Source organism: Variovorax sp. dw_308 (assembly GCF_019207085.1).
GTDB lineage: Bacteria > Pseudomonadota > Gammaproteobacteria > Burkholderiales > Burkholderiaceae_C > Variovorax.
The window spans coordinates 351,486-372,792 of sequence record NZ_JAATOM010000005.1 but is presented as its reverse complement, the minus strand read 5'-3'; the positions used below and the strand labels follow the sequence as shown (position 1 = coordinate 372,792).

16 protein-coding genes are annotated in these 21,307 nt (G+C 62.0%); 11 read left to right on the top strand and 5 right to left on the bottom strand.

Features of this window, described 5'->3' with window-relative positions; translation table 11 throughout:
* Positions 1-42 precede the first annotated feature (42 nt).
* The 5 genes from HCU76_RS13595 to HCU76_RS13575 all read left to right on the top strand — a co-directional run bounded on the left by HCU76_RS13595 (position 43) and on the right by HCU76_RS13575 (position 4,615).
* Positions 43-1,443 (top strand): lipopolysaccharide biosynthesis protein, encoded by a 1,401-nt coding sequence (locus tag HCU76_RS13595; protein WP_218509716.1) that lies wholly within the window; start codon positions 43-45, stop codon positions 1,441-1,443.
* Positions 1,440-1,637: a hypothetical protein gene (locus HCU76_RS13590; RefSeq protein WP_218509601.1), complete on the top strand. Its 198-nt coding sequence runs from the start codon at positions 1,440-1,442 to the stop codon at positions 1,635-1,637. Before HCU76_RS13595 ends, HCU76_RS13590 begins: the two co-directional genes overlap by 4 nt.
* Positions 1,631-2,344, top strand: coding sequence for an FkbM family methyltransferase (locus HCU76_RS13585; RefSeq protein ID WP_218509600.1), 714 nt, complete (start codon positions 1,631-1,633; stop codon positions 2,342-2,344). Before HCU76_RS13590 ends, HCU76_RS13585 begins: the two co-directional genes overlap by 7 nt.
* A complete protein-coding gene (locus tag HCU76_RS13580) occupies positions 2,341-3,447 on the top strand; it encodes a glycosyltransferase family 1 protein (protein ID WP_218509599.1) in 1,107 nt (368 codons plus the stop codon). The genes HCU76_RS13585 and HCU76_RS13580 overlap by 4 nt, the downstream gene beginning before the upstream one ends.
* A 253-nt stretch (positions 3,448-3,700) precedes the next feature.
* Positions 3,701-4,615 carry a hypothetical protein gene (locus HCU76_RS13575; protein WP_218509598.1) on the top strand — a complete coding sequence of 305 codons (915 nt, stop codon included), beginning with the start codon at positions 3,701-3,703 and terminating at the stop codon, positions 4,613-4,615.
* Between the two features lie 769 nt (positions 4,616-5,384).
* On the opposite strand, the gene galE is transcribed toward HCU76_RS13575, so the two are convergent.
* Positions 5,385-6,416 (bottom strand): UDP-glucose 4-epimerase GalE, encoded by a 1,032-nt coding sequence (galE, locus tag HCU76_RS13570; RefSeq protein ID WP_218509597.1) that lies wholly within the window; start codon positions 6,414-6,416, stop codon positions 5,385-5,387.
* A gap of 167 nt (positions 6,417-6,583) precedes the next feature.
* Between galE and HCU76_RS13565 the strand changes: the two genes are divergently transcribed.
* The 6 genes from HCU76_RS13565 to HCU76_RS13540 are packed head-to-tail and all read left to right on the top strand — an operon-like array spanning position 6,584 to position 14,408.
* A complete protein-coding gene (locus tag HCU76_RS13565) occupies positions 6,584-7,174 on the top strand; it encodes a GspH/FimT family pseudopilin (protein WP_371319816.1) in 591 nt (196 codons plus the stop codon).
* Between the two features lie 15 nt (positions 7,175-7,189).
* Entirely contained in the window at positions 7,190-7,801 is a 612-nt protein-coding gene (pilV, locus tag HCU76_RS13560; RefSeq protein ID WP_218509595.1) for a type IV pilus modification protein PilV, read from the top strand.
* Between the two features lie 20 nt (positions 7,802-7,821).
* Positions 7,822-8,724 carry a PilW family protein gene (locus HCU76_RS13555; protein WP_218509703.1) on the top strand — a complete coding sequence of 301 codons (903 nt, stop codon included), beginning with the start codon at positions 7,822-7,824 and terminating at the stop codon, positions 8,722-8,724.
* A gap of 28 nt (positions 8,725-8,752) precedes the next feature.
* Entirely contained in the window at positions 8,753-9,304 is a 552-nt protein-coding gene (locus tag HCU76_RS13550; RefSeq protein WP_218509594.1) for a PilX N-terminal domain-containing pilus assembly protein, read from the top strand.
* Positions 9,301-13,941, top strand: a complete 4,641-nt coding sequence (locus HCU76_RS13545; RefSeq protein ID WP_218509593.1) for a pilus assembly protein — start codon at positions 9,301-9,303, stop codon at positions 13,939-13,941. The genes HCU76_RS13550 and HCU76_RS13545 overlap by 4 nt, the downstream gene beginning before the upstream one ends.
* An 8-nt stretch (positions 13,942-13,949) precedes the next feature.
* The gene (locus tag HCU76_RS13540; RefSeq protein ID WP_218509592.1) at positions 13,950-14,408 is read left to right on the top strand and encodes a type IV pilin protein; all 459 of its coding nucleotides are present in this window, start codon (positions 13,950-13,952) and stop codon (positions 14,406-14,408) included.
* 44 nt (positions 14,409-14,452) lie between these two features.
* Here the strand turns inward: HCU76_RS13540 and HCU76_RS13535 are convergent, their stop codons facing one another.
* The 4 genes from HCU76_RS13535 to HCU76_RS13520 all read right to left on the bottom strand — a co-directional run bounded on the left by HCU76_RS13535 (position 14,453) and on the right by HCU76_RS13520 (position 21,304).
* Complete coding sequence (locus HCU76_RS13535; RefSeq protein WP_218509591.1) at positions 14,453-15,091, bottom strand: GNAT family N-acetyltransferase; 639 nt, start codon at positions 15,089-15,091, stop codon at positions 14,453-14,455.
* A 119-nt stretch (positions 15,092-15,210) separates the two neighbouring features.
* Complete coding sequence (locus tag HCU76_RS13530; RefSeq protein ID WP_218509590.1) at positions 15,211-19,581, bottom strand: pilus assembly protein; 4,371 nt, start codon at positions 19,579-19,581, stop codon at positions 15,211-15,213.
* Positions 19,464-20,141, bottom strand: a complete 678-nt coding sequence (locus HCU76_RS13525) for a hypothetical protein (RefSeq protein WP_218509589.1) — start codon at positions 20,139-20,141, stop codon at positions 19,464-19,466. Before HCU76_RS13525 ends, HCU76_RS13530 begins: the two co-directional genes overlap by 118 nt.
* Positions 20,135-21,304, bottom strand: a complete 1,170-nt coding sequence (locus HCU76_RS13520; RefSeq protein WP_218509588.1) for a PilW family protein — start codon at positions 21,302-21,304, stop codon at positions 20,135-20,137. The genes HCU76_RS13525 and HCU76_RS13520 overlap by 7 nt, the downstream gene beginning before the upstream one ends.
* Positions 21,305-21,307: the final 3 nt, after the last annotated feature.

Here is a 21,307-nt window from a genome sequence, read left to right as displayed (position 1 = left end):
CGCTCAGGTGGCTTATCTGGATGAGCGAGCTAGGCGATAACCGTGAATCTTGTCGTCGTCGCGCGCCATCTGCGGATAAAGTCTTTCCCTGCCGACACCGAGGAAGGCCGGGCGGCCGAGCGCTACCGGCGAGCCTCGTGGACCATGTTGGCGCACGCAGCAAGCAGTGCCGCCAGCATGCTCGCCTTGGTGCTATCCATTAGTTGGACAGTCCCTTATCTCGGCGCAGAGCGTTTTGGCGCATGGATGACTATTGCCAGCTTGGCCGCTGTGTTGAGCTTCCTCGACCTGGGGGTCGGTAATGGCCTGACCAACCGCATCGCGCGTGCTGCGTCCGAGCCTGGGATCAATGAGCTTTCGCAGGCCGTCAGTGGCGGACTTGGAGTGCTGGCTATTCTGGCCTTCGCGCTGTTGCTATTGCTGGGCGCCGCTGCATGGTTGCTGCCGTGGCAGGTGTTGATCAAGACAACCTCGGACGCACTGGTCGACGAAATCCGCATCACTGTATTGATGTTTGCAGGTTTGTTTGCCGCATCCATCTTCACCAATGGCGTGCTGCGGGTCTACCATGGCCTGCAGCGTGGCTTTGAGGTCTTCGCCACCAGCGTGCCCTGCACCTTTGTTGGGCTTCTGCTTTTGTACATCGCGACGCGATACCACGCTGGCATGCTAGTGCTGCTCCTATGTAGCATGGTGGGGGGCATGTTGCCCGGAGTCTGGCTGTGGATTCAACTGGGGCGCAAAGGATTATTTCGCCTTGCCGGCTGGGTGCATTCAACCAAAATTGAGAAACCGAAGTTGCTACGCGTCAGTCTGCTTTTCTTCATCCTGCAGATCGGCACTGCGTTTGGGTGGGGACTTGACAGCTTGATCATCTCCAGCACGCTGGGCGCGTCCGCCGTTGCCGCCTTCACGCTGGTTCAGCATATGTATCTGTTCGCTGCCCAGCCAATAGTCATCTTGAATAGCCCATTGTGGCCCGCATACGCAGATGCCAATGCACGAAATGACCGGGCGTTCATTCGCAAGACGCTGAGCTCGGCAGCCCAGTTGACACTCGCGTATTCCGCCTCGTCGGTGGTGGTCTTGGCCTTTTTGAGCGCTCCCTTGCTGCGGTATTGGACGGACGGTCAGGTCGTCCCATCGGCCAGTCTTGTCTATGCCCTTGGTACGTGGACCATTGCAGTGGCAATGGCTAATTGCTTTGCGATGTTTATGAATGGCATGGGAATACTCCGGCCGCAGGCCGTTGCAGTTCTAATCATCGTTGCTGTCGGCGTTCCCTTGAAATTTCTTATGGTCCGAACGGTGGGAATCGACGCTATGGTCTATGTATTCACCGCATTCTTTGCCATCACACTTGGCACACTGTATGGGATCTTGTATCGCCCCCAGATCGAGAAGCAGTTAGGACTCTCCTTCTCGAAAATCGACCGCAAATGAACATCTGGATTCCTCTGAAGTTCGCCAAGCGCTGGCTCGCAAAACGGCAACATCGCTATTATGTCGTTGGGACACACCGTATCACGCTGCCACCTGGGCACCGGCTGGACGAATACCAGCAGGCGTTTCTCAACTACGATCTAAAACTGCTCGTCATTGCAGACTGGGTCGACAGCAGTATTCAGGCATGGTGACACGGGATATCGGCGCCAACATTGGCGATTCGGCCATCGCAATCCGATCGATCGTAAGCGGCCCCATCCTGTGCGTGGGAGGCAATTCGGCGTTCCTGCCATATCTGCAGGCCAACCTTTTACCGTTGCCCGGCACGAACCGAGTGATTCCAACTTTCATCCGTCCGTCGGGGGCCGACGACGTGGATTTCGAAGTACTAACCACGGGAGGCACGGCGAATCTGATGCCAAGGCGGATGGGGACGGGTATGGGTGAACAGGGCGCCAGTCGCACGACCACGGTGCAGGAAATATTGACGAAGAATGCCGATCTTGGGCCCGTCAAACTCATCAAGACAGACACGGACGGTTTCGACTTTGCCATCTTGCTCGGGGCGCTGGACAGCTTGGCCCTGGACATGCCGATCCTGTTCTTCGAATTTGACCCTCTCATCGGGAATTCGAACCCCTCGGACGCCGTCGCAGCAGTCGAAGGCTTGGGTGGTATCGGTTATCGCTCGGTCGTTGTATATGACAACAATGGCAACTATCTGATGGGTACTGACCTCACGCGCGGCCTGGCGCAAGACTTGGTCGCCAATGTGATGCAACGCCACGGCGCAGGTGGCGGGGCAATCTACTTCGACCTCTGCTGCTTCTCGGTCGCAGACGCGGACATTTTCCAAGCTCTGATCCAGCATGAACGTGAGGGGATCAGGGCGTCATGAAGATCGCCTTTGATCACCAGATCTTCAGCATTCAGTCGTTCGGAGGCGTTTCCCGCTATGCCGTCCGTCTGGCGGAGCATCTGGGACAACACGGCCACGACGCGAGGATCTTCGCTCCATTGCACATCAACCAGTTTCTGGATGATTTTGCTGCCCAGCGCGGCAGCATCCGCCTGCCGTTTTTTCCGCCTGAAGCAGCCCCTTTGCTGCTTGCGACAAATCGAACAATACTCAAACTGCGGAACCGCCAAACTTGGCGACCCGACCTCGTGCACGAGACCTACTACACAGATCGCCCCGTGAACTTGGGCGGCACCAAGGTGGTGGTCACTGTGTACGACATGATCCATGAACGGATGCCCGAGTGCTTCCGTCCGCAGGACGGGACCACACGACGTAAGAAAAGTTCGATCCGCAGGGCCGATCACCTGATCGCGATTTCGAAGTCAGCGAAGAATGATCTGTGCGACCTGTTCGACGTGTCGCCGGACAAGGTGAGCGTCGTTTACCTCGGCTTCGACCCACTGCCGTACCCGACTAGCACCGTTGCGACGGAGAAGGGCCGGCCGTTCCTGTTGTATGTGGGGCAGCGCCATGGCTACAAGAATTTCCGAGGCCTATTGCGCGCTGTCGGCTCCCGTCCGGCACTGCGGTCAGCGTATGACATCCTGGCCTTCGGTGGCCGGCCCTTCGGTAGAGAGGAAAGGCAAGCAGCCGTCGACGCGGGCGTGCGCGTGGATGGTCTGCACCATCTGGGTGGCAACGACGCGGTGCTGGCAGCGTGCTACCGTTCTGCGGCAGCCTTCGTCTACCCCTCACTTTACGAAGGTTTCGGTCTTCCTCCCTTGGAAGCGATGTCGTGCGAGTGCCCTGTCATCTCAAGCAACGCTGCTTCACTACCCGAAGTCATCGGTGATGCTGCTGAATTCTTCGATCCGAACGACCCGGACTCGATCGCGCACGCGGTCGACACCGTGTTGTCAGACCAGGATCGGCAACGCCAACTTGTACAGGTTGGACTCCGGCGGCTGCAGTTTTTCTCTTGGGACCAGTGCGCACGGGAAACGTCGGCTGCTTATGAGGTCGCGCTGGCCCATAGGTAATGATCTCGAACAGTCAGCGCTTCTGGTGCGCGCGGCCATGCACGACACCGTTGTTTCCGTGATCACCGTTCCGCGACGCGGGCGTTGCACTGGAACGCGCGCGGCGCTGCGAATTCCGGTCGACATCAGCCGATCGGCGTGCCCAGGATGTTGCGCAGTACTGCCTGGTTCGCGCCTAACTCAGCGGTCGAGCCGACCGCCTACGGCGTCGGCTCACCTCGTCCGTTGTGCATCAATTCACAGAGAGAGCAACATGAGATTTTTCAATAAGCTAAAGGGCTTGGCTCGTTTGAGTGACGTGATGAGGCGTCAATTGGAAATGCGCGAACTACAGTTGCTGGCGATAGGGAAGCAGCTATCTTGGGCCTGCTATCGAGCAGGCCAGCTTGACTCGCTGGCAGATGTTGAGTTCAAGATTTTTTCTCAGTTCGGAGATGATGGAATCATTCAGTGGTTGATTCACCACCTTGATATTCCACATAAAACATTTATTGAGTTTGGTGTGGAAAATTACCGCGAATCCAACACTAGATTTTTGATGATGAACAATAATTGGTCCGGGTTTGTAATGGACGGATCAGAGCGCAACATTGTTGATATAGTTAACGCTGATTACTTTTGGAAATACGACCTCGCTGCAAAATGCGCATTTATTGACCGCAACAATGTAAACGAATTAGTGTCTTTATCTTCATTTGATAAGGAGGTCGGCCTACTTCACATTGATTTAGATGGCAATGACTACTGGATATGGAAAGAGCTTACTATAATTTCCCCTGTGATTGTTATCATTGAATTCAACAGCATTTTCGGGGCGGATAGAGCCATTACGGTTCCATACGACAAAGGCTTCCAAAGAACTGAGAAACACCACAGCAACCTGTATTTCGGAGCATCTCTATCTGCCGTACACAACTTGGCGGAGCGGAAAGGATATTCTTTCATAGGCTGTAACAGCGCTGGCAACAATGCCTACTTCGTTCGAAAAGATAAGCTTAATGGCGTTGTCGGCGAGAGGGCTCTGAAAAATGGATACGTCGCTTGCAAATTTCGAGAGAGTAGAAACGAAGTTGGCGACCTCACGTTTGTATCTGGCTACAACCGGACGGCCCTTATACGGGGGATGCCCGTTCATAATATATTAACGGATGAGATCGAAGCGTTCTGAGGGTCGCTGCCCAACAGGCGGTTCAAGGCGACCGGCACACCTCCGCGGCTGCGCCGCTACGGCGCGCCGGCGGCTTAACCTCTAGGGACACTCTCCTTTGCTGGTCCTGCTTTTGCCCCCGCGCCGTACGGTGACTTGACGCGGATCGGTCGGATCCGAGGATCTGTTTGGATGGACACGTGTCCAGCCGATCATCGAAGATTCTTACCGCGCCACCTATCCAATCGACAAGGCGGATGTCCTTGTAATTGGGGGCGGCTTTTCGAGCACGATTGTATGGCAGTCCATTCTCCAAAAGGCAGGGGTGAAGGTCCCCACTACGAGATGGGAAAATGTGTAGGGTGTGGCTCCAACTTCCAAACTTGGCTGAACGAGAATGGATTCAAAGGGCGATTCGTAATCATTGAATCAGTTGAGCGCTATTTATTGAGACGCGTAACATAGACCCATCGCGCGGAGCTCAACTTCCGGCCGCGCTCAATGAGCTTCAATTGGGGTCGGACCTATTCGCGGGCGCAGCGGTTGGTCGTTGGAAGGTTAAAGACCTGTACTGGCTGGCCGAACGATTGGTCAATAGCCGGCCATCTCCATAATTGGCAGGCAGTGATGAATTTTATTTTGCCGGCGCGGTCGCCGCGACAAGACGTGAGTGTTGGTCCAGGCAGACACGGCATGCACTAGCTTCACTAAGCTGCTAGGGGTAAGTTGCTTTGGGCGCATACCGTGTCTCAAAGGAATCGTCCGCCGCCTTCGGGCGCTGACGATCGAATCAGAGAGCGCCATCACTTTCATAGCCTTGCGGATTTTGCTGCTGCCAGCGCCAAGTGTCGGCACACATCTGGTCCATTCCCCGGCGGGCGCGCCAGCCGAGGGTTACCTGTGCGAGCGAGGGATCGCCCCAGTAGGCGGCCACATCGCCGGGCCGGCGTGGGCCAACCTCATACGCGATACGCTGCCCGCTGGCGCGCTCGAAAGCCTTGACCACGTCCAGCACCGACGCGCCTTGGCCGGTACTCAAATTCAGCGTCACAAGGCCCGGCCCGCTAGCCGCATGTCGTAGCGCGGCAACGTGCCCCTCGGCCAAGTCCATCACGTGGACGTAGTCGCGAATGCCGGTGCCATCATGAGTGGGGTAGTCGTTGCCGTGCACCGCCAACTGGTCCCGCACGCCCACCGCAACCTGCGACACAAGGGGCATCAGGTTATTCGGATTGCCTAGCGGGTGCTCGCCGATCAGTCCACTTTGGTGTGCGCCCACCGGGTTGAAGTAGCGCAGCAGCGAGATCCGCCAATCGGGTTGCGAATGCTGGAGGTCGGCCAGCATCTGCTCCACCATCCGTTTTGAACGCCCATATGGATTGGCGGGCCGACACGGCGCGCTTTCAGGAATCGGCGAACGTTCGGGGGTGCCATATACGGTGGCCGAGGACGAAAAAATCAGCGTCTTGACGGCAGCTGCCTGCATCGCTTCGGCGAGCACCAGCGCGCCGGTCACGTTGTTTCCGTAGTACAGGATCGGGTCAGTAACCGAATCGCCTACGGCCTTGAGGCCCGCGAAATGCATCACGCCAGAGATGTTGTGCTCGCGAAAAATGCGATCGAGCAGCGTTCGGTCGCGCACGTCGCCTTTGATGAAGCTGGGGGGACGACCTGTAATCTTGGCGAGCCGTTCGAGTACGCGCACGTCGCTGTTGTTGAGATTGTCGAGGATCAGCGGCCTGTATCCGGCCGCCGATAGGGCAACGCAGGTGTGGCTTCCGATGAAGCCAGCGCCGCCGGTCACCAAGATGAGATTGTCCATATCGCTCGCTGCAATGCATCGTTTCGAAAGAGATCATTCTGCGTGACTGCGGCATCCCGGAATCCAATCCCTTGTAATACGTTAGTAGTCACTGTTTTTCGACAAGCGGCACCATTTTGGGGTCTAAACGGTAACACCTTTGCTGCGGTCTGGTGACAATCAGACACATGTGTGACAAACGCGCAGCCTTTCATCCCCCGTCAAGCCCCGCCAGAGCCCGCGGCGTGACGCTCCTGGAACTGCTCGTCACCGTCATCGTCCTCAGCGTCATCGTCGCCCTCGCCATGCCCAGCATGCGCGACTTCCTGGTCAGCAACCGCCTCTCCTCCAGCGTCAACGGCTTCATCGGCCTCGCCAATCTCGCACGCAGCGAAGCCATCGTCCGCAATCAGGACGTGGTCATCTGCCCCAAGAACGGCGGCAGCAACGCCTGCGTCTCCACCACCGCGTGGAACACCCATGACATCCAGGCCTTCGTGGACGTCGATGGCGACGGCACCTTCAGCGCCGGCGACATCCTGCTCAAGACGCAAGCAGCGGTCGACCCGGCCAACACCCAGATGGGCATGGACCGCTCCGCCGCCGGCGTCCTGACCTTCGGCAGCGCCGGTTACGCCCGCGAAGCCCAGTACTTCAAGGTCTACGCGATCTCGTCCGACACCGCCTACCAGGCCCGCTACGGCCGAATGATCTGCGTCAGCAAGGTGGGCCGCATCCGCGTGGCCGACTACACGCTGACCACCTGCCCCGACTTCTGAACCGGAGACGCGGAAATGAGCAAGGCAACTCCCCACCGCAGCACACAGCGATACGCGCGCAGGCAGCACAAATGCCAGCTCAAGGGCGCCACCCTGATCGAAGCCCTGGTGTCCCTGCTGGTCATGTCCTTCGGCCTGCTCGGCCTGGCCGGCCTGCAAGCCAGCGGCCTCACCTTCCAGAAGGCCGCCTGGTCCATGCATCGTGTGACCGACATCACCAGCGACATTGGCGAGCGCATTCGCGCCAACCCGAAGGCAATGGATGCGGATTACCAGTACACGTCCAGCTATGCGACCGGCAAGGCCGCGACGCTGACCAAGCTCAACTGCCGCACTACCGGCGCGTGCACCGCCGCGCAGACCGCTGCGGACGACCTCGCCGATCTGCTGCTGAAAGCACAGACGCTGCTGCCGCAGGGCTCCATGCAGATCACGGGCACGGTGGCAGGCGGCTTCGTGGTCACGTCGATGTACATGGACAAGGACTTCCTGACCACTGCCGGCACCCTCGACCAGACCGCGACCTGCACCGCCACCACCACCGGCATCGACGTGCGCAATTGCTGTCCCGCTGCGGCGGCAGCCCCTGCGGGCGTGCGCTGCCGCAACTTCACGATCGTCCCGTGAACGCAGCAGCGAAGCCAGCCATGTACTCTCACCCCCTCGCCCTCAAGCAACAACGCGGCGTGACCCTGGTCGAACTGATGGTCGGCCTGACCATCGGCCTGATCCTGGTCATCATCGCGTCGGCCGTCTACCTCTATTCCAAGCAGTCGTACAACGCCGTCTCCGAGAACTCGCAGATGGAGGAGAACGGCCGCTTCGCGATCAACCTGCTGACCAAGTCGATCCAGAGCGCCGGTTTCGCAATGGTCGACCCGACCGCACCCGGCCCCACGCTGCCGCTCGGCGACAAGCTCGAAGGCTGCGACTTCGGCTATGTGAACGCCAGTTCGAGTGCCACCTTGACGATGGCCGACCTGGCATGCCGAACCTCCACGCCCGCAGGCCAGCGACCCTCGGCGACGATCTTCACGCGCTATGAAACCGACACGCCCGCCTCCGGCGGCGGTAAGCAACAGGGCTTCGATTGCACCAGCGGCGCAGCCGCAAGCAAGCAGCTCCCGGGCGGCGTGCAGACCTATGAAGTCCGCTCCTACTTCTTCGTCTCGCAGGTCAACGTGCAGACACCGAGCGGCACCCGGTCGATGGGCCAGCTCGGCTGTGCGTCCGACGCCACGCCGGTGCTCAACGGCGTGCCGGTCGGCCTTGTGCTGCGCAGCCAGCCGATGGTGCCGGGCATCGAGCAACTGGCCTTCAACTACATCTCGACGGCGGGCAAGGTGGTGCCCATCCCGGCCAGCGCGCCGGACTGGCAAAACATCGCCGCCGTCGACGTCTGCGTGCTGGCCCGCACCATCCAGGCCTCGGGCAACGACACCGGCACCAGCTACACGGATTGCTACGGCACGGCCATCACGCCCGGCCCCTCCGAGAGCTATCGCACCTATCGCGCCACGGTGGCGCTGCGCAACACGGCCGCTCCATGAACGACATGCAAGTCCGACCCACGGGGCCATGCCCCGCAGCAGCGCGCAGCGACGCCAGCGCGGCATCTCGCTGTTCCTGGTGATGATGTTCCTCATCATCCTGAGCATCCTCGGCATCACCGCCATCCAGAGCTCGTCGCTCTCGGCCCGCATCGCCGGCAACGAGGCCGATCGCACGCTGGCCTTCCAGGCGGCCGAGTCGGCGCTGCGCGATGCGGAGAAGGACATCAAGGGCGCCTGCGTCGCGCCCGCCTGCCGCTCGACGCCCATCGCCCCGGAGACTGCTGATCAGTTCGACTCCACCTGCGCGCTGGGCCTGTGCCTGCCCGATGCCACGACGCCCGTCTGGGAGCTGAAAGACAACTGGACCATCGATGGCCGCGCCGCCCTCTATGGCGCCTACACGGGCGCAAAGGCGTTGCCCGCCGTGGCCCAACAGCCGAAGTACCTCATCGAGTACTTCAAGCTCGGCGAGTCCTTCGTCTACCGCGTCTCGGCCACCGGCTATGGCGCCATCGGCCCCAGCAACAACCCGACGACGCATGTCCTGCTGCAAACCACCGTGAAGGCCCTGAAATGAACGCACGCATCCTGAACCGATGGCTCATGCGTGCGATCGGCGCGATGGTGCTGCTGGCCGCGGGCCTCTTCGCGACCTCGGCCTCCGCCGTCAACCTCACGCCCCTGCCCCCGTATCTCACGGAGACCAAGGGCTCGCCTATGGTGATGCTGAACCTGTCGCGGGACCACCAGCTCTCCTACAAGGCCTACAACGAGTTCTCCGACCTCGACGGCGATGGCGTCATCGAGACCCAGTACAGCCACACCTACAAGTACTACGGCTACTTCGACAACCAGCGCTGCTACACCTACGACACGGCCAACAACTACTACGTGCCGACCCGCAAGGTCGATGCCACCAACTATTGCAACTACGGCGGCGCCCTCGCCAACGAGTGGAGCGGCAACTTCCTCAATTGGGCCACCATGACGCGGATGGACGTGATCCGCCGCATCCTTTATGGCGGCATGCGTTCCAACGGCGCCGCGTCGACGACCATCCTGGAGCGGGCGCACCTGCCGACCGACGCGCATGCCTTCGCCAAGTACTACAACAACAACGATATCGCGAAGCTCACGCCCTACTCAGGCACCAGCGAGATCACCATCTGCAATGCGACGTTCCGCAACGGCACCCTGCAGTATTCGCATGACCTGCCCGGCCCGCCGGCCATGCTGGTGGCCAAAGGCAACTACTCCCTCTGGAACTCCAACGAGCGCTGGCAGTGCTACTGGTCCGAAGACAAGGGCGCCAGCAACGGCAACAACCCGAGCGTCACCGGGCTGAGCGCGAGCGGCAGCAACCCGTCGCGGACCAGCAATGGCCTGGGGCCGGGCGGCAACGGGCTCGGCGCGGGTACCTACACGGTCAGGGTGCAGGTCTGCAAGACCGGGCTGGACCTGACCGATCCGACCAAGCCCGACTCGTGGACTTTCACCGACGACGAAAAGAACCGCTGCAAGCTCTACCCCAATGGCAACTACAAGCCGGTCGGGCTGCTGCAGAAGTACGGTGAGCGCAACGAGGCCGGATTCGGCCTGATGACCGGCAGCTATCAAAAGAACATTTCGGGCGGCGTGCTGCGCAAGAACATCGCGCCATTCGCGCCGGAAGTGGACCTTCCCTCCGGCAATTTCACCGGCGTCGACGGCATCGTCTCAACGCTCGACAAGCTGCGCATCTATGGCTACGACTACGATCAAGGCTACTACCTCAGCGCCGACCAGTGCGACTATGGAATGATCGGGCTGGTGGAGGGGCGCTGCGGAAGCTGGGGCAACCCGATCGGCGAGATGTACCTGGAGTCGCTGCGCTACATGGCGGGCGCGGCGCCCACGGGCGCCTTCAACACCAGCGGCGGCAAGGATGCTGCCCTGGGCCTGACGGTCGCCACCTGGACCGACCCGTTCGCGGACAGCACCGTCGCCACCTTCGGCGCGGTGAGTTGCAGGCGCTCCAGCGTGGTCAACTTCAATGCCAGCGTCAGCTCCTACGACAACGACCAATGGAGCAGCGCGACCGGCGTGAAGGGGCTGACCGAAGGCATGGTCTCCACGCTCACCAACGACATCGGCGCGGCCGAGGGCCTCTACGCGACGGGCAAGAAGTGGACGGTCGGCCGCACCACCGGCGACACCAACAACCTGTGCAGCGACAAGACCATCACCGCCCTCGCCGACAGCGTCGGCATCTGCCCGGAGGCGCCGACCGGCTACGGCGGCTTCCTCATGGCGGGCGCCGCGCAATATGCGCACACCAACCGTATCCGGGACACCACGCCGCCGCTGGGCACGATCTTCACGGACGCGTTCAAGGTCGATACCTACGGCGTCGCGCTGGCCACTTCCACGCCGCGCATCCAGATACCGGTGCCCAACCAGGCCGGCAAGTTCGTCGTGATCCAGCCGGCCATGCGCCTGTTTTCCGGCACCGGCGGCGCGGGCGCGCTGGTCGACTTCCGCGTCGTCAGCCAGACGCCCACGAACGGCAAGTTCGTGGTGCAGTGGGAAGACTCGGAACAGGGCGGCGACTACGACCAGGACATGTGGGGCACGCTGGAGTACAGCGTGAACGCGGCCACCGGCAAGATCACCGTCACGACCTATGCGGCCTTCAACTCGACGCCGTATGCGATGGGCTTCGGCTATGCCATCGGGGGCACCGACAGGGACGGCGTGCACATGCACTCGGGCATCAACGGCGCGGTCTACGCAGACCCGAATCCGCCGGTGACGGTCACGCCGGCCACCAACCTCAGCAACGGCGGTTGCAACGGCTGCTACATCCAGCAGACCGCCACGGCGGCCGTCTTCACCATGACCGGCGTCTCCGGCGACGCGCTGCGCGACCCGATGTGGTACGCAGCCAAGTACGGCGGCTTCGACCGCGGCGTGGTAGCCAACTACGCCTCCGGCTCCGTGCTGCCCACCAATGCCTGGGACTCGAAGAAGGCCGACGGTAGCCCCGGCAGCGACGGCATCCCCGACAAGTACTTCTACGCGATCGATCCCGCGCAACTGGAGCGCTCGCTGGCCAGCGTGTTCAACTCGGTGTTTGCTGCAGGCGGCGCGGCGCCGGCGGCCGCAACGACATCGAGAACGCAGACCGGCGGCTACGTCTACGCCAGCACCTACAGCGTCAAGCCCAAGACGGTGGGCAGCCCCATCGACGCAGACAACAGCGGCGAGTTCTCACGCTACAGCTTCGACGCGAACGGCGTCGTCCAGCTCACCAGCGACTGGAACGCTGGCGCGCTGCTCACGACCGCGCTCAGCGGCCTCGGATGGAACGGCAACCGGACCGTGCTGACCTTGCGGGACACAGGCCCGACATCATTTCGGTGGGACAGCCTGTCCACGACGCAGCAGACCGCGCTGAACACCAATCCAGCCAACGGCGTAGTCGATGCCAATGGCCCCAGCCGCCTCAACTGGCTGCGCGGCGACGCATCGAATGAATCCGACACCGGCTACCGCATCCGCACGGCCAGGCTCGGCGCCATCATCAACTCCACGCCCTGGTACGTGGGTGCACCTGCCGCCGGCTACACCAACGCGCAATATGGCGGCGGCTATGGCGCCTTCCGCACCGGCATCGTGGCGGCCAACGGCAACAAGCAGCGGGCGGCGGTCTTCGTCGGCGCCAACGACGGCATGCTGCACGCATTCGACGGGGCCGACGGGCACGAGCTCTTCGCCTACGTGCCCCGCGCCTTCTACACCACCACCTCGGCCCCGCCGTATTCGAAGCTGACGGCCCTCACCGCCAAGGACTTCTACCTCGGCGAGTCGACCGATCGGCTCACCATGGACGGCAGCGTCATGGCCGCCGACGTCAAGATCGGCACCACCTGGTCGACCTACCTCTTCGGCGCTTTTGGCCGCGGCGCCAAGGGCGTCTATGCGCTGGACGTGACCAAGCCGCACACCATCACGGAAACCTCGGGCGCCAACCTCGTGAAGTGGGAGTTCACGGACGCCTCGGAGGCCGCGCCAAGCGACATGGGCTACATCACCGGCCGCACCAACATCCGCTCGAACGGACAGCCCTTCCAGTCCGGCTACATGGCCAACGGCAAGTGGGCGGCCATCTACGGCAACGGCTACAACAGCGCCACCGGCAGGGCCGCGCTCTACATCCTGTTCGCCGACGGACCGGCGACAGCGGGCGCGACGGGCTGGGCCGCGGGCACCGAGTTCATCAAGATCGTGACGCCCGTGGTCGCGGGCGACGGCGCCGACAACGGCCTCGCGTCGCCCACGGCCGTCGACATCAACAACGACGGGATCATCGACCGCATCTATGCCGGCGACCTGAAGGGCAACGTCTGGAAGTTCGACGTGAGCAGTGCGAACCCGGCCAACTGGAAGATCGCGAACGTCGACGGGTCGAACAACCCGGTGCCGCTGTACAAGGCCACCACGCTGGTCGGTACGGTCATCACGCCGCAACCCATCACCACGCCGATCATCACCTTCCCGAATCCGCAAGGCGGCTACCAGCTTGTGTTCGCCACCGGCAAGGCACTCGAGTCGAACGACTACCCGATGACCGTGCCGTACACCAACAGCATGTACGGCATCTACGACAAGCCGGGCACCACCGGCACGCTGACCACCGGCAAGACCGACCTGGTGCAGCAGACGCTGACCGACGTGTCGGGCATCCGGTACATCACCTCTGCCACGGTCAACTACACAGGCGGCAAGCTGGGCTGGTACGCCGACCTGCCGGTGAGTTCGGAAGGCGTGGTGTTCAACCCCTTCGGCGAGGACACCAACCGCGTCAACATCCGCTCCCTGGCGCCCGCGGCAACGTCCAACGGCTGCCGCTTCGATGGCAACTCCTTCGACATGGCGCTCGACCCCATCAACGGCGTTGCCATTCCGGGCGCCGTGCCGGGCGTGACCACCGCGGGCGCCGTCGGCATCACCAACCTCAACTACTTCGAAGGCGCGAGCGGCGGCCAGTTCAGGATTCCCGCGACGCCGCCGCCCAACCCCGACGGCAGCCCCGGTACGCCCGGTGCCTGCGCGGGCCAGTGCCTGTTCCGCTCGATCATTTCCGCCGGCGACGGCACGCTGAAGACGGTCAACCGCTGCGGCGCCTGCACCGACGGCCGCATCACCTGGCGCGAGATCTTCCGCAACCGCTGATGAACACCATGCACGCACTTCCGCATCCGCATCCAGCAGCACGCGCCAGGCGCAAGGCCGGCTTCACCCTGATCGAACTGATGATCGTGGTGGCGGTCGTGGCCATCCTCGCGGCCATCGCGCTGCCGGCGTATTCGCAGTACATCAAGCGCTCCAACCGGGCGCAGGCGCGGGCCGAGGTGCTCAAGGGCGAGGGCTGGCTCGAGCGGTACTTCACCGAGAACAACCGCTACAGCAGTACGACGGGGGGCACCAGCAACACCGTGTTCGACGGCATGTTCGGCGCGGTGCCCACGAGCGGTCCCGTGCTTTACAACATCAAGCTGGACTACGCGGATGCCGTGAGATACACGATGACCGCGACGCCGGCTGGCGGGATGGCGGGGGACTATTGCGGGGTCTATACCAAGACCAACACCACGCCGCTTGCCTCGGCGACGGATGACCCGGCGAAATGCATGAAGTGATGGGGCGCGCCGGAATCAGATGCAAGGCTACGTGACATAGAGACTCAGCGAGCAGTGGAAAACCCTTCATCCGCCCCTTCCAGCACGTCCCGTGTCCGGCTCCGATCCCGCAGCCCCACCACCGGCGCATGCGCAGGTTCTGGACCAGCGGCGCGATCCACGGCAAAGAGATAGGTCTCCAATGCGAACGGCATCGGCGTGCCGCCAATGTGCCGCTTGAAACGCAAGGTCTTCAGGAGGTGCTGCATGGCGCGGGCGTACTTGGTGCAGTAGACAGTCACGATCGCGCCATCGGGTTGGGCTGCCAGGAACGCCTTCACAGCGGCGGCGCCGAACCCCATGTTCCTGTACTCAGGTTTGAATGCAAGGTGCACGAGCACTGTCGTTGCAGCGCCCTTGCCATCCACGCCGCTTTTGGTGTTCATGAATCCAATGGTTTCGCCCTGTGCATCGAGCATCGTCCATGCCGTCAGGCCACGCGAGCCAAGCCACCATCGGGATCGAAAAACACCAACGACGATCAGCAGCATCAAGCGAAACATCCCCGTACCTGTCAGGAACCGGTCGGTGAACGCACCGTTCTCGCTACCGTCCATCATCAACTCGAACAGGAGGGGAACATCCAGAAGCGTGGCTGCTCGAGACGCAACACCCACCGCGGATTTCTTGTCTTTAACTTTCATGCGAACCCAACCCCTCGACGAACTCCATTTTTTCAATTCGCAGACAAGCGATCACCGCGGTGAACTTGGCCCAGAGATCAATACCCTGGCGTGTTGTCGATGCGACAGAGCCACGCGCGCTACTGTCCGTTCACCAACTCCCGCCACGACACGCGGCGCGTGCCTTGGCTGCTGCTTCTTGTGGGTATCGGATCTTGATGCTGCTTGCCATTCGACAAATTGGTCCAGCTGAAGGTCTTGCCCGTTGTCGATCTACCGAGGATCGGGGTGCTGGCCAATGCAGTCGTGCCGCCATACGACAGCATGCCGCCGGCATTGCTGGCGCCCGCTACCGTGAGTCCGCTGGCGTAGTCGACGTAGTTGAGATAGCTGACACCGCCGATGTTGCAGGCGCTGGAGTTGTTCGGGATGTTGGACGTGAATACCAAAGTTCCGAGCTGCAGTTGCAGATCGGTGTTGATGCGTTCGCCGGTCTCGGGCATATCTTCATACCAGCCGTACATCGCGGTCAGGTTGGTCGCGGCGCTGATCGTCGACGCGACCGTCCGTACGTTGGCGGTGCTGTCAGTCAGGGTTTGCTTCACGAAGCAGTTGGTCACCGACGTGTTGTTGCAAGTCTTTGAGCGCGGACTGCCGTAAATGCCCGTGGTCGCCGTGCTGGTCGTCAGCGGATCCTTGATGGCATAAAGCGTTTGCACCTGCGTGCTGGTGACGTCGGGCAGGCTCAGGTAGCTGCCCGTGCCTACGAAGACCAGGGCGTTGGCGCCGCTCATGCCCAACTGCGGGGTGGACGTGATCGGTTGCCGGTTGCCGCTCGAATCTGCCAGGGTCGCAAGCAGTTGCACACTGGCCGTGCCCGTGCCGTCGCCCTTGAGTGCACTGATGTCGAAACGCCAGAGGTTGCCAAACAGGTCACCGCCATAGACACGTGGCGACGTGTTGTTTGCAGCAGTGCCCTGGAAGGCCGCGATCTTTGCCAGGCCGCTCGGACATGGTGAGGCAGAGCAGCCGGTGACGGCGGCGCCGGTCGCCGAACTGCCGACCCCGGTGTCGATCTTCTTGATGATGGCGCCTGTCTGCGCATTCAGTACCCACAGGATGCCGTGGCCGGTACCCGCGCCGGTCCCCCCCGATACCGGATAAGTGACGTTGTCATAGCCGGAAGTGACAAGTGCCACCCAGGTACCGTCCGACAGCTTGGTCATGACCGGTGCGCCGTAGCTGTAGCCGAGGTCCGCATCCCTGATGTAGGGCGCTGCTTTGGACGTGTCGTTGGTGAACTCCCACAGGACCGATGGGGATGCGGGATTGGTCACGTCGAGGGCGTAGTAGCCGCGCCCGCCCGCTGCGAGTCCACCGACCAGGATGGTGTGCCAGCCATCGTTGAACTGCACATCCGCCACCTGGGGCGAACCGTCCACATAGAACTGGTGGTTCGACGCGTAGTTCTTGTCTGCCAGCTTGTAGAGGTTGGGCAGGACCATCGAGGGGATATATGCCCACGACTCGGCGCCGGTGCTGGAGTTGAACGCATGCAACATGCCATCGTTGGCACCGACGTAGACCATGCCCTGGCGCGAGGCGTTGGTTGACTTGAAGGTGGCATAACCGCTGTCAATGTATGCATAGCCCGGCGCCTGCACGTAAGCCGCCTGCGAATCGACGATGTCTCCAAGCACGTGCGTGCGCTGGAAGTAGTAGGTGCTGGAATCCGGGCCTTCGTTGGTGCGATCGCCGCGCAGGTAATTCACAAGGTTGATGCCGCCGGCGCCCGCCGTGGTGGCCGTGCCGGAGGTCGTGCTGTCCACCTGCACGGAACTGTCGAGGCAGGTTGTGCCGGAGGCGCACATCTGCGACAGCGGACTGGTCGATGAAGCGCCGATGGCCGCGAGCTGGAAGAAATTCTTCATGGCCGTCGACATCGACGACCACTGGAACGGGATCAGGCCCCCGTTGCTCGGGTCATACGTCAGGATGTTGCGCGAGGTGTACGCGAGTTGGTCGAGCAACGGCGCCGTGGACGTCTGCGCCGCGGCGTTCGAGAAAGCCGTTCCCGATTCGGACCAGTCCGCGTTCGGCGAGATGGTCCCGGTCGCGTTGTCGACGCTGTAGCGCGCCAACTCGCCATACCATTGGCCAGACCGGAAAGTCGACGCAAAGATGTAGTTGCCGGTCTGGGTCAGGTTGGCACTCGTGGTCGACAGCGCGGCGCCGCTCGACGTGGCGGAGTTGACGCTCTGGATGAAGTTGCTGAGGCCCGTTTTCAACGCAGCCGGGTTGCCGGCGCTGTAGTACGTGCCGTGGCCATTCACGGCAGCGTGCCAGAGGTCGTCGATCGTGGTCTGCGTGTCACCCACCGGTGTCGGCCAAGTGCACGTCGTACCCGTGCCCTGCCACAGGCAACTGGTGCTGGTCGCCAGGTTACCCTGCGCCACGCTGTAGTAGTCGCCGCTGGTGGCACTGCTGTAGTTCGACTGGTACTGCATCTGCCCGGAGACACCCAACCCGATGGTCGACGTGTACATGCGCTGTTGCGCGTCCGCGATGTTGTTGCTGGCAACGTCGGTGCCAAGCATGCCGCTGTTGTTGCCCAGGGCCGTCGTGCGCAGGTCGGTGTTGTAGTAGTAGGCCGCGACGTCCGCGAGCGTGTTCGAAGTCGAATTTCCGTCAAGGTACGGCCTCGATAGCCCGCTGCTCGTGCCGTCCTGGTCGCCAATCTGGCTCGAGCCGCCGATTTGCAGGTTGTCGTCGTCGGTACCCTTGTTCCAGTATCCATCGGTCGACGCAATGGTGTAGTTGCGCTGGCAGGCGTACTGCATTGGATCGGTGGTCGTTTGCCCGTTGATCAGGGTGAGCTGGTTGGCGTAGTAGCGCCCCGCGATCGACAGCGCACCGCGCAACGGCGTACCCCCGCTGGGCCGCGCCGCAGTGAACTTCCGATACCACAGGTCTTTCTGGCCCCCGCTGCCCGTGGTGATGTCGGACACGTTCAGGAAGTCGCTCTTCGTGTTGTTGTCGATGCTCATGTAGCCGAGGCGGTAGTTCGTCGACAGCGTGGCAAAAGCGATGGTGACGGCGCTCTTCGTCATCTGCATCCGCGTGCGGTAGTAGGCCCACCAGTTCGCGAAATTGGTCATCTCCTCGGCGAAGTTGCAGGTCGTGCCCGCGCAGTCGGTGCGGGTCGAGGCCTTCGCCGTCGTGTTGGGGTAGGGATAGCTGGTGGTCGAACTCTGGATCGTCACCTGGATGTTCTGTCCGGGTATCCGGATCGTGCCCGCGACGAATCCCGAGAATTTGGCACTGCTGATGGACATCCCCCCACTGATCGACGGGATCGGCGTGTAGGTAATCGCACCCGCCGAATACGGCGAAACGATGGTTACGACGTTGCCGTTCGAATTCGCGGTGTAGCCTGTGCTACCTGCGTTGATGCCGTCGGCAATGTACGATGCCACCGTGCTGGTGGTTTTCGACGATTTGGTACTGCCGCCAGTCAAGAGTTCCACACCATTGACCTTGATGTTGTTCACGGTCGAACTGCCGCTGCCACTCACGGTCAATGTCGTCGTTGAACCTTGCGCATCAGCGAGTTGGTAGGGGTAGCGAGCATAGGTGTAAGTCACCCCGTTAATGGGTGTGTCGATGCGCGATGCCTGGCATGTGGTCAGCGTGCTGTCAGTGCACCAGCGGACGTAGGCGGCAAACGGATACGCGGTCGTTGGCGCCGACTGGCTCTGGCAATTGCGCCGCGCGGATTCGGCGCAATACTCGCCTGGAACGAAGGTGCTGTAGACGGCCACGCCGGTTGCGGTGAGGTCCTGGGTGGTGCCGGAAGATGAATCGGTAAAGAGGTTGCCCGGATTCGGCGGATCGCCTGCCTTCTGCACGCCGTTGAATCCGTCATATGGCACGGCTTTCCAGGAAGAAGTATTGGCCGAGGTCTGCGACGGATAGCTGCTGCCGTCGTACTTCATCGGCGGCGAGTAGGTGGTGGCGGGGTCGTAGTAGATGCCGTTGTATCGGCTGTTGCGAATCGGCGGAACGACGCCGGTGGCGTAATTGGTCAACGAGGAGTTCTTGATGTCGGTCCCTACCGTGTCGGGCAAGAAGTCCCACGACATACTGCCCGAATCGTCGAGCACGTAGAAGATGTTCGGCTTCACCAATGTTGCCGAAGATGTTTGCAGTGGCGCAGTGGCAAGGACGGTCACAGCCGCGGGAGACTCGCTGACGGCGGCCAGGAGCACAAAGCCGCACAGCAAGGTTCGAAGGGCGACTTTGACTTTGAAAGTATTGAGCATGGGAGTCCCTCGCGTGTCGGCTGGGTTTCGTGTTGTTCGAGGTGGCGGCGGGGGCGAGTGCCGTGGTGCGTTCAAAGCGCCACGATGGTCTGGACCATGCTTTGTGTATTGCGCGGCCCGGTGACCTGGACGGTGATGCGGTAATACACCTGGCTGGCCGCATTGAGGTTGTTGCTGCCGGCGTTGCAACTGCTGCCTCCCGCGCAGCTACCGGCCAACGCGATAGGCGGATACGAACAGGAGTTGGTGGTGAGCGTCGAATCGCCGGCCGTGGTGCACATGCGCTGGATGAAGTACGACACGGTGTTGCCGTTGTCTACGGTCGGCAGCGTGTAGGTTTTTCCCTCGCCTTTCATGCTGGCCCAGAACGCCGGCCAGGTGGTCGGCGGCGTCGCAGCCAAGTCCGGATCCTGGCGATGGGCAATATAGCCGCGGGCAGTCTGGTCGCAAGCCAGCACCGAGCTGCCTGTGCCGCAGGTGGTGGCCGTTGCCGAGGCGGTCTGCCCGTTGTTGTTCTCCAGCCAGGCGATGGCGGCCTCTACACCCAGGTCGGCGGAGTGTGTCGAGGCCTGCTGGAACGCTAGGTTGCCGGCAATGGTGTTGCTGGTGGTGACCGATCGCGTCAAGGCGACGGCCGCCAGTGTGAGCGCGACAAGAACGATGAGCGCGAGGACCACGACGATGCCGTCCTGCCGGCCGGTGCCGCGCCGGTGAAACGCTGGCTTGGGGTGGATTTTGTGGATCAGCATCCGCTTTGCGAGCCTTGCCAGACAACGTTGCGCAACGGCACGGTGGTCTGGTTGGTTTTGTATCGGTAGTTCTGCCAGTTGGTCTGGCCGGAGAGGTCGATGGGCGTCGCCGTGTTGAGCGGATAGCCGGGCGACGCCGTCGAGTTGGCGGCGGTGCCGGTCCAGGTCGGCGACGCACTGGTCGGAGCCGCCTTGTCGAAGGCCGGGCTGCGGGCCACAAGCACCAGGCGCACGGCCAGGGCGCGGGCCCAGCTGCAATAAGGTGGCAAGCCGCTGGTGTCGGCAGTGCTGCCAGGCGTCGTCTGGTCGAAGGTGTCCACGACGCCGGACATCTGCGCAGGCGAGGCTGCCATGCCGGAGGTGTCGCGGCCATACTGCGCGCGCAGGCTGACGATGTTGCCGTTGGCGGGCACCCACACGGTCGAATTCAACGGGCTGGCGTAGGAAGCCTTGCCGCAGTCGTAGGCGGTGTAGTCGCACACCGTCAGATTGCCGTTGCGCACCGCGTAGGCGCGGACCGTGAGCGTCTGGCCCAAATTGAAGATCACGCTGTTGGCGGCCATCCCGGCGGCGCCGGTCTTCACATTGAGAGTGGACGTCGAAGCGTTCACGGACGTGACCTGGTCGAGGGTTAGCGCGCAGGGCGAAGGACGCGTCGAGGCCTCGGCGAGGATGTAGTCGTTGGCAGCAAACGATGCCGGCGTCGAGACCCGGTAGACCGTGGAGGTCGACACGGCGAGGGTGGGGTCGCCTTCGGCCGGGCTGTTCGAGTTGCCGTACATCACCAGGAGCGTGTCGGTCTTTGCATCGCCGGCCGGCACCAGCGCTGCAGGGGGATTGATGGTGACCGGCCCGATGCCGCTGCCATTGAGCGTGACGGCGGCATCGTTTTTCGGCTTGTAGCTAAGGCTGCAGCCCAGCAGGTTGAAGGCGTTCACGCCGTAGCCAGCCGCCCGCACGTCGCGTTCGATGCCGTAGAGGGCGAGGCCGCCGTTCATCTGGGCATCGCCTCCGCCGGTCATGTTGCGCTTGTTGGCTTCAGAGGTGGAGAAGACCTGCATGATGATGATGACCGCCAGCATGCCGATCACGATCCCGACCATGATTTCAACCAGTGAGAAGCCGGACTGGCGCGATTTGCCGATGCGTTGGTGAAGGAACATGTG

Bases quoted from the DNA above. Each gene is read 5' to 3' on its own strand.
- HCU76_RS13520 (WP_218509588.1), bottom strand. From the start codon at position 21,304: ATGTTCCTTCACCAACGCATCGGCAAATCGCGCCAGTCCGGCTTCTCA.
- HCU76_RS13535 (WP_218509591.1), bottom strand. From the start codon at position 15,091: ATGAAAGTTAAAGACAAGAAATCCGCGGTGGGTGTTGCGTCTCGAGCA.
- HCU76_RS13545 (WP_218509593.1), top strand. From the start codon at position 9,301: ATGAACGCACGCATCCTGAACCGATGGCTCATGCGTGCGATCGGCGCG.
- HCU76_RS13565 (WP_371319816.1), top strand. From the start codon at position 6,584: ATGTGTGACAAACGCGCAGCCTTTCATCCCCCGTCAAGCCCCGCCAGA.
- pilV (WP_218509595.1), top strand. From the start codon at position 7,190: ATGAGCAAGGCAACTCCCCACCGCAGCACACAGCGATACGCGCGCAGG.
- HCU76_RS13575 (WP_218509598.1), top strand. From the start codon at position 3,701: ATGAGATTTTTCAATAAGCTAAAGGGCTTGGCTCGTTTGAGTGACGTG.
- HCU76_RS13525 (WP_218509589.1), bottom strand. From the start codon at position 20,141: ATGCTGATCCACAAAATCCACCCCAAGCCAGCGTTTCACCGGCGCGGC.
- galE (WP_218509597.1), bottom strand. From the start codon at position 6,416: ATGGACAATCTCATCTTGGTGACCGGCGGCGCTGGCTTCATCGGAAGC.
- HCU76_RS13540 (WP_218509592.1), top strand. From the start codon at position 13,950: ATGCACGCACTTCCGCATCCGCATCCAGCAGCACGCGCCAGGCGCAAG.
- HCU76_RS13580 (WP_218509599.1), top strand. From the start codon at position 2,341: ATGAAGATCGCCTTTGATCACCAGATCTTCAGCATTCAGTCGTTCGGA.
- HCU76_RS13585 (WP_218509600.1), top strand. From the start codon at position 1,631: ATGGTGACACGGGATATCGGCGCCAACATTGGCGATTCGGCCATCGCA.
- HCU76_RS13555 (WP_218509703.1), top strand. From the start codon at position 7,822: ATGTACTCTCACCCCCTCGCCCTCAAGCAACAACGCGGCGTGACCCTG.
- HCU76_RS13550 (WP_218509594.1), top strand. From the start codon at position 8,753: ATGCCCCGCAGCAGCGCGCAGCGACGCCAGCGCGGCATCTCGCTGTTC.
- HCU76_RS13590 (WP_218509601.1), top strand. From the start codon at position 1,440: ATGAACATCTGGATTCCTCTGAAGTTCGCCAAGCGCTGGCTCGCAAAA.